The sequence below is a fragment of the Ignatzschineria sp. PL_is040 genome, assembly GCF_055813795.1.
The window spans coordinates 840,747-852,939 of record NZ_JBVPGU010000001.1; the positions used below are offsets into that span (position 1 = coordinate 840,747).

At 50.5% G+C, this 12,193-nt stretch carries 7 protein-coding genes and 7 pseudogenes; 7 read left to right on the forward strand and 7 right to left on the reverse strand.

The window, feature by feature from the left end; genetic code table 11:
* Window positions 1-147: 147 nt before the first annotated feature.
* From AC0SAP_RS03515 to AC0SAP_RS03525, 3 genes and pseudogenes are all read left to right on the forward strand, one after another.
* Window positions 148-1,557, forward strand: a complete 1,410-nt coding sequence (locus AC0SAP_RS03515) for an alanine/glycine:cation symporter family protein (RefSeq protein ID WP_473382960.1) — start codon at window positions 148-150, stop codon at window positions 1,555-1,557.
* 520 nt (window positions 1,558-2,077) lie between these two features.
* Complete coding sequence (sul2, locus tag AC0SAP_RS03520; RefSeq protein ID WP_001043260.1) at window positions 2,078-2,893, forward strand: sulfonamide-resistant dihydropteroate synthase Sul2; 816 nt, start codon at window positions 2,078-2,080, stop codon at window positions 2,891-2,893.
* Between the two features lie 86 nt (window positions 2,894-2,979).
* Window positions 2,980-3,222 (forward strand): annotated as a pseudogene (locus AC0SAP_RS03525) (phosphoglucosamine mutase); the annotation flags it as partial.
* Between the two features lie 235 nt (window positions 3,223-3,457).
* Here the strand turns inward: AC0SAP_RS03525 and AC0SAP_RS03530 are convergent.
* Window positions 3,458-4,951, reverse strand: a complete 1,494-nt coding sequence (locus AC0SAP_RS03530; protein WP_473382964.1) for a transposase — start codon at window positions 4,949-4,951, stop codon at window positions 3,458-3,460.
* A gap of 111 nt (window positions 4,952-5,062) precedes the next feature.
* A pseudogene (locus tag AC0SAP_RS03535) lies at window positions 5,063-5,563 on the reverse strand (GMP synthase (glutamine-hydrolyzing)); the annotation flags it as partial.
* A gap of 39 nt (window positions 5,564-5,602) precedes the next feature.
* Between AC0SAP_RS03535 and AC0SAP_RS03540 the strand changes: the two are divergent.
* Both AC0SAP_RS03540 and AC0SAP_RS03545 read left to right on the forward strand, forming a co-directional pair.
* Complete coding sequence (locus tag AC0SAP_RS03540) at window positions 5,603-6,580, forward strand: hypothetical protein (RefSeq protein ID WP_362816142.1); 978 nt, start codon at window positions 5,603-5,605, stop codon at window positions 6,578-6,580.
* Window positions 6,581-6,668: 88 nt separating this feature from the next.
* Window positions 6,669-6,965 (forward strand): hypothetical protein, encoded by a 297-nt coding sequence (locus tag AC0SAP_RS03545; RefSeq protein ID WP_192580997.1) that lies wholly within the window; start codon window positions 6,669-6,671, stop codon window positions 6,963-6,965.
* Window positions 6,966-7,031: 66 nt separating this feature from the next.
* On the opposite strand, the pseudogene AC0SAP_RS03550 reads toward AC0SAP_RS03545, so the two are convergent.
* From AC0SAP_RS03550 to AC0SAP_RS03570, 5 genes and pseudogenes are all read right to left on the reverse strand, one after another.
* A pseudogene (locus AC0SAP_RS03550) lies at window positions 7,032-7,271 on the reverse strand (TetR/AcrR family transcriptional regulator C-terminal domain-containing protein); the annotation flags it as partial.
* Window positions 7,272-7,364: 93 nt separating this feature from the next.
* The gene (gene erm(42), locus AC0SAP_RS03555) at window positions 7,365-8,270 is read right to left on the reverse strand and encodes a 23S rRNA (adenine(2058)-N(6))-methyltransferase Erm(42) (RefSeq protein ID WP_092594005.1); all 906 of its coding nucleotides are present in this window, start codon (window positions 8,268-8,270) and stop codon (window positions 7,365-7,367) included.
* A gap of 175 nt (window positions 8,271-8,445) precedes the next feature.
* The gene (locus tag AC0SAP_RS03560) at window positions 8,446-8,820 is read right to left on the reverse strand and encodes a hypothetical protein (RefSeq protein WP_473382966.1); all 375 of its coding nucleotides are present in this window, start codon (window positions 8,818-8,820) and stop codon (window positions 8,446-8,448) included.
* Window positions 8,821-9,062: 242 nt separating this feature from the next.
* Window positions 9,063-10,286: pseudogene (locus AC0SAP_RS03565) on the reverse strand (IS91-like element ISCR2 family transposase); the annotation flags it as partial.
* A pseudogene (locus AC0SAP_RS03570) lies at window positions 10,280-10,648 on the reverse strand (recombinase family protein); the annotation flags it as partial. The pseudogenes AC0SAP_RS03565 and AC0SAP_RS03570, both read right to left, overlap by 7 nt.
* A gap of 43 nt (window positions 10,649-10,691) precedes the next feature.
* On the opposite strand from AC0SAP_RS03570, the pseudogene AC0SAP_RS03575 reads away from it, so the two are divergent.
* Window positions 10,692-10,757 (forward strand): annotated as a pseudogene (locus AC0SAP_RS03575) (EAL domain-containing protein); the annotation flags it as partial.
* 74 nt (window positions 10,758-10,831) lie between these two features.
* Window positions 10,832-12,082, forward strand: a pseudogene (locus AC0SAP_RS03580) (DNA-binding domain-containing protein); the annotation flags it as partial.
* Window positions 12,083-12,193: the final 111 nt, after the last annotated feature.

A 12,193-nucleotide genomic window follows, 5' to 3' on the forward strand; every position in this document is an offset into this window, starting at 1 on the left:
TTTAAACAGAATTAAAATAGGATTGACTTAACGTTAAGATCAATTCACCACTCCCTTTGAAGCGCAATTTTTTCTAGACTCATCATCCTAAAAATAATATTCTAGAGAGTCTTTTTGCCATCAATATATAAAGCGTAAGGAGGAACCATGAGCTTTATTAACTGGCTAATCGGTCCATTAAATGATTTTATCTGGTCCTATATTTTAGTCGCCTTTCTTCTGATCCTTGGGATCTACTTCACCATCAAAACCCGCTTTATCCAGATTCGCCTCTTTAAAGAGATGTTTCGATTAACGGTGGAAAAGAATCCTGGAAATAATGGCGTTTCTGCATTCCAAGCCTTCACAATCAGTGCGGCAAGTCGCGTTGGAACAGGCAATATTGCCGGCGTTGCTTTAGCTATTGCCATCGGTGGACCGGGCGCCGTCTTCTGGATGTGGATCATTGCGCTTATCGGTATGTCTACTGCATTTATCGAATCCACCTTAGCACAGGTCTATAAAGTTAAAGATGGTGATAACTTTCGTGGAGGACCAGCATATTACATGAAGAAGGCGCTGGGTTGGGAAAAACTAGGGGTTATCTTCGCTATTCTTCTAACCATTACTTTTGGTTTTATCTTTAACTCTGTTCAATCAAATACTATTGCACAATCATTTAGTGCCGTTTTTGGTATCGATACTATTGCCATTGGCGCACTCTTAGTAATCGCTACCGGAGCAATTATCTTTGGTGGGATCCGTCGCGTTGTCCATTTCACACAGATCTGTGTTCCTATTATGGCACTCTTTTATGTCGGAATTGCCCTCTATGTCGTTATCACTAATATTGAGCAAGTACCGGAGATGTTTATGTTAATCATCAATAGCGCCTTTGGACTCAAAGAGTTTGCCGGGGGTGGTTTAGGCGTTGCGATTATGCAGGGCGCTCGTCGCGGGCTCTTCTCAAATGAAGCGGGTATGGGTTCTGTCCCTAATGCAGCGGCAACCGCAAATGTCTCCCACCCTGCAAAACAGGGATTAGTACAGAGCCTTGGTGTCTTCTTCGATACGATTATTGTCTGTTCTGCCACCGCCTTTATTATCCTCCTCTCAGGCCTCTATATTGGAGAAAATGGGGGAAATGGTGTCGTATTAACACAAAACTCCCTCGCGCAACAGGTGGGCGAATGGGCGCAATACTTTGTAGCACTCGCAATCCTCTTCTTTGCCTTTAGCTCTATTATTGGTAACTACTACTACGGAGAGACCAATATTGAATTTATCAAAAATAGTTCAACCGCTCTACTCTTCTATCGTCTCTTAGTATTAGTGATGGTAATGTTTGGCGCTGTAATGAGCATGGGCGTTGTCTGGAGCTTAGCGGATCTCTTTATGGGTGCTATGACCATTATTAACCTTGTGGTGATCTCCATTCTCGGCAAAGTTGCATTCCAGGTCGCTAATGATTATTACCGCCAATTAAAAGAGAAGAAAAACCCCACATTCCGAGCAGAAGATATTCCCGGGCTGAAAGGTGCTGAGTGTTGGGAATCCTCTATGGAAGAGCAAAAATAATCATTAAAACCCAATATTAAATCTGTACATATTTAAATTGGTACATATTCAAGCAACACAAAAAGAGGAAGTGAATGATCACTTCCTCTCTTTTTATCTTTTTATCTTTTTATCTTATGAGATCTATAAGATCTTCTGCTCTTTATAGATCTCTTAGCGCTGATTTTAGCACCTATTCTATCTAATATTGACTACTCTTCATCATCCATCATTCTACTCCCACTCTATTGTAAACAAGACATTTTTATCTTTTATATTCAATGGCTTATTTTCCTGCTAATTGGTAATACCATGAAAAATACCATGCTCAGAAAAGGCTTAACAATATTTTGAAAAATTGCCTACTGAGCGCTGCCGCACAGCTCCATAGGCCGCTTTCCTGGCTTTGCTTCCAGATGTATGCTATTCTGCTCCTGCAGCTAATGGATCACCGCAAACAGGTTACTCGCCTGGGGATTCCCTTTCGACCCGAGCATCCGTATGAGACTCATGCTCGATTATTATTATTATAGAAGCCCCCATGAATAAATCGCTCATCATTTTCGGCATCGTCAACATAACCTCGGACAGTTTCTCCGATGGAGGCCGGTATCTGGCGCCAGACGCAGCCATTGCGCAGGCGCGTAAGCTGATGGCCGAGGGGGCAGATGTGATCGACCTCGGTCCGGCATCCAGCAATCCCGACGCCGCGCCTGTTTCGTCCGACACAGAAATCGCGCGTATCGCGCCGGTGCTGGACGCGCTCAAGGCAGATGGCATTCCCGTCTCGCTCGACAGTTATCAACCCGCGACGCAAGCCTATGCCTTGTCGCGTGGTGTGGCCTATCTCAATGATATTCGCGGTTTTCCAGACGCTGCGTTCTATCCGCAATTGGCGAAATCATCTGCCAAACTCGTCGTTATGCATTCGGTGCAAGACGGGCAGGCAGATCGGCGCGAGGCACCCGCTGGCGACATCATGGATCACATTGCGGCGTTCTTTGACGCGCGCATCGCGGCGCTGACGGGTGCCGGTATCAAACGCAACCGCCTTGTCCTTGATCCCGGCATGGGGTTTTTTCTGGGGGCTGCTCCCGAAACCTCGCTCTCGGTGCTGGCGCGGTTCGATGAATTGCGGCTGCGCTTCGATTTGCCGGTGCTTCTGTCTGTTTCGCGCAAATCCTTTCTGCGCGCGCTCACAGGCCGTGGTCCGGGGGATGTCGGGGCCGCGACACTCGCTGCAGAGCTTGCCGCCGCCGCAGGTGGAGCTGACTTCATCCGCACACACGAGCCGCGCCCCTTGCGCGACGGGCTGGCGGTATTGGCGGCGCTGAAAGAAACCGCAAGAATTCGTTAACTGCACATTCGGGATATTTCTCTATATTCGCGGTTCAGCAGGCATGTCCCCTTTGAGGGCGACCCGACGACAGGATAATCGACCTTATGGTGCGCAAATATTTCGGCACAGACGGTATTCGTGGCAAAGCCAACGAAGGCGCGATGACGGCGGAAACCGCCTTGCGCGTCGGCATGGCGGCTGGCCGTGTCTTTCGTCGCGGTGACCACCGCCATCGTGTCGTGATCGGCAAGGATACGCGCCTGTCGGGCTATATGCTTGAACCCGCGCTCACAGCCGGTTTCACCTCGATGGGCATGGACGTATTCCTTTTTGGCCCGCTGCCGACAACGTATAGGAAGAATAAACGCCCTTTTCACCCAAGTCCAACAGCTTTGGACCGCAGTTGACTCTTTCGACACCCCTGCGATGCAACCCAATCCGGCTGACGGGGAGCCAGCAACGCTGAAAATTTACCCTCCTCTTTCCCACTAGCGGCTCCTTTTCCGACAACCAGCACGGCGGATCCCTGCCGCGGCGCTGTGAACGCAGCATTTTGATTGGTATCGTTGGCCTTCAGGCTCGTCAGTCAAACAGACCCAGGAGCAGCTCAGCCGGTGGCGCCCGGCTTTCGGGTAACGCCCTGGTCCCGCTGGTTTCGGCTTTGTGCTTCAGGTGATCAAGGATCTGCTTGATCACTATAGGGTCTTCAATGCAGGCGATGACTTTCATGGCGCCGCCGCAGCCGCTGCAGGTCTCGATGTCGATATTGAAAACACGCTTGAGCCGTTGCGCCCATGTCATCGACGCTCGCCGTTGTGCTGGTGTTGCCGGTTCATCAGCCACCCTGACCTTGTTGCCCCTGCCCCGTTTTGCCGGCGTGACCAACGCCCGGTGCCGACTGTTGGGTGCGAACACCCCGTGGAAGCGGGTTAGGTTGACTCTGGGCTTCGGTACCAGGGCGGCCAGCCTTGCAATGAAATCCAATGGTTCGAAAATGACGTGCGTGGTGCCGTCCCGGTACGGCGTCTTGAGCTGGTAGCGCACGTTGCCGCCTCGTGTTAACGACAGCCGCTTCTCGGATACCGCCGGGCGGCTGATGTACCGGCACAGCCGTTCGAGCTTCTTGCGTTCATCGGCCCTGGCCGCCACGCCGGCGTGCAGGCTGGACCCGGCTACCTTGCCAATCCCGTCACCGAACGGATCACCACTGGTCGGCAGAGTTTGCAAAGTGAACACCTTTCGCCCCGCCTGTGAACCGACAGCGATACGGTAAGTGATCGAGTGCCCCAGCAGGGGTGTCATCGGGTCGTCATCCACCGCATCCGAGGCCAGATAGCTGTTTTCGACATCCCGTTCCAGCAGGCCTTGCCGTTCCAGATAGCGACCCACCCGGTGGGCGATGGTGTGCGTCAGCTGGGTGAGCTCTGGGCTGGTCGGCGCCTTGACCCAGCGGAAACGCGCTGAGCCGTGGGATTGCTCGACATACACACCGTCGAGAAACAGCATGTGGAAGTGAACATTCAGATTGAGCGCCGATCCAAAACGCTGGATCAGGGTGACGGCACCGGTCTTGGCCGCTTGGTGGGTATAGCCCGCTTTCTTGACCAGATGCGTGGCGATGACGCGGTAAACGATGCCCAACACCCGGCCCATGACCTCCGGCCGGCTGGCGAACAGAAAGCGCAATTGAAAGGGAAAGCTGAGTACCCATTGGCGCATGGGCTGTACGGGCAGAACCTCATCGACCAGTAGCGCGGCGCTTTCGGCCATACGCCGTGCGCCACAACTAGGACAGAAGCCCCGACGTTTGCAGCTGAACGCAACCAGGTGCTCAGCGTGACACGACTCACAACGCACCCGCAGAAAGCCGTGTTCGAGACGGCCGCATTTGAGGTAGGCGTCAAACTCGCGTTGCACATAACCGGGCAGTTCCCTGCCCTGCGCCGCCAAATGGGCAGCGAACGTCGGGTAGTATTCTTCGACGATCCGATAGAGCAGGGTTTGCTCGGGCCGGTGACGCTGGTAACGACCAGTGTTCTCGTCCCGGCTGGCCATCCTGGCCGCCACTTGGGGCATGATCCGCATCCTTGCGATACTGTGTTTTTATACAGTTTATCGCTCAGCTGCGAGATATTGAAGTCTCAGCTGTGATGCCAGCCAGTGCCAGACATTGCCTGTGAGTGCCAGTCACTCCCACTCAATCGTCGCCGGCGGTTTAGAGCTCACGTCATAGGTCACGCGAGAGACACCTGAGAGCTCATTGATGATGCGGTTGGAGACTTTCTCTAGCAAGTCGTAAGGCAAGTGTGCCCAGCGCGCGGTCATAAAATCCACGGTTTCTACTGCGCGCAGTGCAATAACCCACTCGTAGCGCCGACCATCACCCACTACGCCGACTGATTTAACTGGCAGGAACACAGCGAAGGCCTGACTGGTTTTGTGGTACCAGCCCGCCGCACGCAACTCTTCGATAAAGATCGCATCGGCTTCACGCAGTAAATCAGCATATTCTTTTTTGACCGCACCGAGTATCCGCACGCCCAAACCTGGCCCTGGGAAGGGGTGGCGATAGACCATATCGTAGGGCAAGCCCAACTCGAGACCGATCTGCCGCACTTCGTCTTTAAATAGCTCTCGCAAGGGCTCGACTAATTCTAGCGCCATATCATCGGGCAAGCCGCCCACGTTAACTATCATGGTTGGTTAACAGCTGAAGCCGGTAAAAATGTGGCGCATTTAAGCCCTGAGCAACTCGATAGCATACTAACTGATGGCAGCAGAGACAAACTAGAGGCTTTAATCGCAGAAGATTTAGCGCTTAAGCCCCAAGTGGATTCTTTGGTTCAAGTTGAAACAATACTACGCTACCGTATGTATTTAAAAACGCTGCTTAATAACTTTGTAAACCTGACTGATTTCTACTCACCCGATATCCGCTCAATTTTTGAAGCTGGTACCCTGTATTTAGACGGCAGAGCTTGCGAATTATGTATTGAAGTACATGATATGGCTAAACATGCGACTTTAGCTGGGTTGAGTAAATGCTTTTTAGCCTACTGTTTGTGTACCCGTAAAGATGGCGCTAAGAAAACGATTGTCGCGGCCTTTACTGGCGGCTCAACGACAGCAGCGCCGGCAGAAGCTTTTACGCATGTCAGAATTATTATTGGTATGATTCTGGGGCTGTGTGTTTCTCGTATTTTGATGGGCATTGGCCGCTATATTCAGCATCCTGGTAAACTGGTCGTCTATCCCGTGCATCTTGCATGGGTTGGTTTTATTCTTTTATCTGTGGTGCATTTCTGGTGGTTGGAATTTAATTTACGTATCATTACGGTTTGGACATTTGAAAAATATCTATTTGTGCTGTTTTACGCCGGTCTTTATTTCTTAATCAGCACCTTATTGTTTCCTGATAGCATCGATGAATATAACGGCTACCGTGATTATTTCATGTCGCGCCGTAAATGGTTTTTTGGACTGCTGATTGTTCTTTGTATCACGGATATGATCGATACACTGTTGAAAGGCTGGAGCCATTATGAGCTTTATGGCCCTGAATATCCGATACGAGCAGTGGTTTTTATTATTCTATGTCTGATTGCTATCAGTACGAAAAACCTGAAATTTCATACATTCTTTGCGGTCGCCGCAGTGATTTATCAGGTGACTTTTGCTCTAAGGCATTTTGTAATTTTGAATTAGATAATAATAAGTGATGAGTTCGCTAATTGATGTTTTTGCTATTTTTTATATTAAAAGCGGCACAAGATTTAATGATGGAAAATTTGATATGAATATGCGCATTCGTTTGATTGCAGGTGCAATCACTGCACTCGTCGTAGGATTTGGCTTTATGGCCTATGATAAATATACAGGCCGTGAATGGGTTGTCTCACCTGAACAGATTGAAGTAGCTCAAAACAGCGGCCAAGCCGGTGTTGAAACACGACCGGGCACTGTTGCGGTGCTTGCAATCCGCCGTGAAGATGCAGATATTTTGCCATTTAAATGGCTTGGCTATGGTTTGGTTGCAGGCTTTTTTGTTGTCTATTCGACACGCAAACCAAAAGCTGCACCAAAAGCATAATTTTCAAGGCTATTATTTTAAAAGCCTCGCTTTTGCGGGGCTTTTTTATGTTGTATCTGCTATAAGCTATTTTGTGGCTTTCTTCACTTCCAGACCAGAAATTAAAGCATCCAATCCATATTCAAAGGCAAAATCGGCGCCTTCCGAATCGAATGTATTAAAGGCCCGCGTGAGAAACTCTGATGGCTGCGCAGGGGCTTCTTTTGAGGCTTGTTTGCGTTCAGAGCTATCTTCGAGCGCTGCTTGCTGTTCACTGACAGAACCCGTCGTGTAATGACTGACAATCACTAATGCCCGTACGGCATCGATTTTTAACAACAAAGTTTTTCCCATCGAAAGTTTTGTTTATGTTTTCTAGCTTTAATTTTAACATTTAGCTTTTCCTTATCTGCCGTTTATCTATTTTCTGTTATTTTGCTTTCTATTTCTATGAATCTTTTCTAAACTAGACTCATGTTCTAACATTCTTTTATACGAATTGTTAACTAAAACTTTTTTATCCTTGCTTACCATGTTCGAATTATAGAGTTTAAACATTTTTAGCCAAAATTCATAACTCCAATTACTTATATTTGAATCATCATTAATTCGGCTTTCTTTTAAAATTATTTTTTGTTGCTTATAACTAAAAATTCGTTTTGTTTTTTCTTTAAATGTAACTCCCTTTTCTAAAAAGACAAAGGCTAAAAAATCTTTCCAAGCATGCCTGTCTTCAAGGTTTATATCTGTAAAGTCTTTATAAGAAAATTGGCCCAAAATAATGTTTGCGTTTGGAGCTGGCTTAAAATCAAATTTGCTAAATCTATGCAATATGTTAGTTTTGAAAAATGGTTTATATAATAAAGATTTATAAGACTCCTTGTAAGATGGTGCACCCGCATACTTTAAAAAAGGTTCATATTGCATAATTAAAAAAGTATCTAAGGGTGGGTTCTCACTATCTAACAATTTATTTAAAATACTTGCCGTTATGTTAAATGGAATGTTTGAAAAAACTTTATAATTATGGTCTGGTAAATTGTATTTTAAAAAATCGGCTTCAATAATAGACACATTTGAACTTTTAAATTCATGGCTCAACTTATCAGCCAATACACTATCGAACTCAATAGCAGTAACGGCTTTGCAGATTTTGCTTAATGCCTTGGTTATTATGCCTTTTCCAGGCCCAATCTCAACAACAAAATCCTCCTTAGTTATATTGCTTTTAAAAAGCAAATCTTCGACTAATTTAGTATTATGCAAAAAATTCTGTGAGTCTTTAATGTTGAAATTTTTGTTTTTTATTTTAGTGTTTTTATTCATATCCATATATTACAATTATAGACTGATTTTGTCAAGTAAGAATTGTTTTGATTTATGTATAATTCCTACAAGTTCGGAAATTTAAAAATGAAAGAAGCCTGAAATTATCAGGCTTCAAGCTTGTAAGATTTTTAAGATTATATTCTGCTATAACAACAAGTTTAAAAAGCGTTTATTATTCAGCCTGCGCTCTATAAAATACCGCAACTACATTAGATATTAAATGCACAACTTGTAATACCCATATAATAGCATTAAAAATTTGATGTTCTAACGGCAAATTTCTCATTAATAAACTCATTATCAAAACCATAATTGAGATGGTTACTATCTGAATAATGTATAATGGCTTGTTTTTTCTATTACTTGATTTTTTTATAAAATTATTAATTAATAAACCACCAAATAAAAGCAATAAAATTGGTATTATTAACAGAAAGTAAAAATCAGATCCTGTTTTAGGATTATTAATAACTACAAAGATAATTAAACCCAGTGCATTTAATAGTGTTAAAGCAATTTGAGTAATAGCTAGCCCCGGAATAAACACATTATTAACGTATAGGAAGAATAAACGCCCTTTTCACCCAAGTCCAACAGCTTTGGACCGCAGTTGACTCTTTCGACACCCCTGCGATGCAACCCAATCCGGCTGACGGGGAGCCAGCAACGCTGAAAATTTACCCTCCTCTTTCCCACTAGCGGCTCCTTTTCCGACAACCAGCACGGCGGATCCCTGCCGCGGCGCTGTGAACGCAGCATTTTGATTGGTATCGTTGGCCTTCAGGCTCGTCAGTCAAACAGACCCAGGAGCAGCTCAGCCGGTGGCGCCCGGCTTTCGGGTAACGCCCTGGTCCCGCTGGTTTCGGCTTTGTGCTTCAGGTGATCAAGGATCTGCTTGATCACTATAGGGTCTTCAATGCAGGCGATGACTTTCATGGCGCCGCCGCAGCCGCTGCAGGTCTCGATGTCGATATTGAAAACACGCTTGAGCCGTTGCGCCCATGTCATCGACGCTCGCCGTTGTGCTGGTGTTGCCGGTTCATCAGCCACCCTGACCTTGTTGCCCCTGCCCCGTTTTGCCGGCGTGACCAACGCCCGGTGCCGACTGTTGGGTGCGAACACCCCGTGGAAGCGGGTTAGGTTGACTCTGGGCTTCGGTACCAGGGCGGCCAGCCTTGCAATGAAATCCAATGGTTCGAAAATGACGTGCGTGGTGCCGTCCCGGTACGGCGTCTTGAGCTGGTAGCGCACGTTGCCGCCTCGTGTTAACGACAGCCGCTTCTCGGATACCGCCGGGCGGCTGATGTACCGGCACAGCCGTTCGAGCTTCTTGCGTTCATCGGCCCTGGCCGCCACGCCGGCGTGCAGGCTGGACCCGGCTACCTTGCCAATCCCGTCACCGAACGGATCACCACTGGTCGGCAGAGTTTGCAAAGTGAACACCTTTCGCCCCGCCTGTGAACCGACAGCGATACGGTAAGTGATCGAGTGCCCCAGCAGGGGTGTCATCGGGTCGTCATCCACCGCATCCGAGGCCAGATAGCTGTTTTCGACATCCCGTTCCAGCAGGCCTTGCCGTTCCAGATAGCGACCCACCCGGTGGGCGATGGTGTGCGTCAGCTGGGTGAGCTCTGGGCTGGTCGGCGCCTTGACCCAGCGGAAACGCGCTGAGCCGTGGGATTGCTCGACATACACACCGTCGAGAAACAGCATGTGGAAGTGAACATTCAGATTGAGCGCCGATCCAAAACGCTGGATCAGGGTGACCGCGCCCGTCTTGGCCACTTGGTGGGTATGGCCCGCTTTCTTGACCAGGTGCGTGGCAATGACGCGGTAAACGATGCCCAGCACCCACCCCATGATCTCGGGCCGGCTGGCAAACAGGAAACGCAGCTGAAACGGGAAGCTCAACACCCACTGACGCATGGGTTGTTCAGGCAGTACTTCATCAACCAGCAAGGCGGCACTTTCGGCCATCCGCCGCGCCCCACAGCTCGGGCAGAAACCGCGACGCCCTGGGCCTCGGCCGCCAGGTCGGATAGATCGACCACGCCAGGGACGGCCAGGCGTGCGCCTTTGGCCTGTATCGAGGCCACCAGGCGCTCGGCCTCGGGCAAAGGTAGGCGGCTGATGCGGTCGATCTTCTCGGCAATGACCACCTCGCCGGGCTGTAGGTCGCCGATCATGCGCAGCAGCTCAGGCCGGTCGGCGCGTGCGCCGGATGCCTTCTCACGGTAGATGCCGGCGACGTAGTAGCCGGCGGCCTTCGCGGCCGTAGTGATCGCCTCTTGGCGTTCCAAGTCCTGCGCGTCGGTGCTGACGCGCAGATAGACCCGCGCCACCATCGGCGCGGCTACTGGCTTCGTCCTGCGCATACTTGCGGGCTCCTTTGGGCATACTCAAATGCACCCATCTTATGTCATTTTCAGAAGACGACTGCACCAGTTGATTGGGCGTAATGGCTGTTGTGCAGCCAGCTCCTGACAGTTCAATATCAGAAGTGATCTGCACCAATCTCGACTATGCTCAATACTCGTGTGCACCAAAGCGAGGTGAGCATGGCGACGGACACCCCACGGATTCCAGAACAAGGCGTGGCCACTCTGCCTGATGAGGCTTGGGAGCGTGCGCGCCGTCGTGCGGAGATCATCAGTCCGTTGGCGCAGTCGGAGACGGTCGGGCACGAAGCGGCCGATATGGCGGCTCAGGCGCTGGGCTTGTCTCGGCGCCAGGTATACGTTCTGATCCGGCGTGCCCGGCAAGGCAGCGGCCTCGTGACGGATCTGGTGCCCGGCCAGTCCGGTGGAGGTAAAGGTAAGGGGCGCTTGCCGGAACCGGTCGAGCGCGTCATCCACGAGCTACTGCAAAAGCGGTTCCTGACCAAGCAGAAGCGCAGCCTAGCGGCCTTTCACCGCGAAGTCACTCAGGTGTGCAAGGCTCAAAAACTGCGAGTGCCGGCGCGCAATACCGTGGCCTTACGGATCGCTAGCCTTGACCCGCGCAAGGTCATCCGCCGGCGGGAAGGCCAGGATGCCGCTCGTGACCTACAAGGTGTGGGCGGCGAGCCTCCTGCCGTGACCGCGCCGCTGGAGCAGGTGCAGATAGACCATACGGTCATCGACCTGATCGTGGTCGATGACCGCGACCGGCAACCTATTGGCCGCCCGTACCTGACCCTCGCCATCGACGTGTTCACCCGCTGCGTGCTCGGCATGGTCGTCACGCTGGAAGCGCCGTCTGCCGTTTCGGTTGGCCTGTGCCTCGTGCATGTCGCCTGCGACAAGCGCCCTTGGCTGGAAGGACTGAACGTGGAAATGGATTGGCAGATGAGCGGCAAGCCCTTGCTGCTCTACCTAGACAACGCGGCCGAGTTCAAGAGCGAGGCCCTGCGCCGGGGTTGCGAGCAGCATGGCATCCGGCTGGACTATCGCCCGCTGGGACAGCCGCACTATGGCGGCATCGTGGAACGGATCATCGGCACGGCGATGCAGATGATTCACGACGAACTGCCGGGAACGACCTTCTCCAACCCTGACCAGCGCGGCGACTACGATTCCGAAAACAAGGCCGCCCTGACGCTGCGCGAGCTAGAGCGCTGGCTCACATTGGCGGTCGGCACCTACCACGGTTCGGTGCACAACGGCCTGCTCCAACCGCCGGCCGCGCGCTGGGCCGAGGCCGTGGCGCGTGTCGGCGTACCGGCCGTCGTCACACGCGCTACTTCGTTCCTGGTCGATTTTCTGCCGATCCTCCGGCGCACGCTGACCCGCACCGGCTTTGTCATCGACCACATCCACTACTACGCCGATGGGCACTGTTGCAAATAGTCGGTGGTGATAAACTTATCATCCCCTTTTGCTGATGGAGCTGCACATGAACCCATTCAAAGGCCGGCATTTTCAGCGTGACATCATTCTGTG

Bases quoted from the DNA above. Each gene is read 5' to 3' on its own strand.
- AC0SAP_RS03515 (WP_473382960.1), top strand. From the start codon at position 148: ATGAGCTTTATTAACTGGCTAATCGGTCCATTAAATGATTTTATCTGG.
- sul2 (WP_001043260.1), top strand. From the start codon at position 2,078: ATGAATAAATCGCTCATCATTTTCGGCATCGTCAACATAACCTCGGAC.
- AC0SAP_RS03530 (WP_473382964.1), bottom strand. From the start codon at position 4,951: ATGCCCCAAGTGGCGGCCAGGATGGCCAGCCGGGACGAGAACACTGGT.
- AC0SAP_RS03545 (WP_192580997.1), top strand. From the start codon at position 6,669: ATGAATATGCGCATTCGTTTGATTGCAGGTGCAATCACTGCACTCGTC.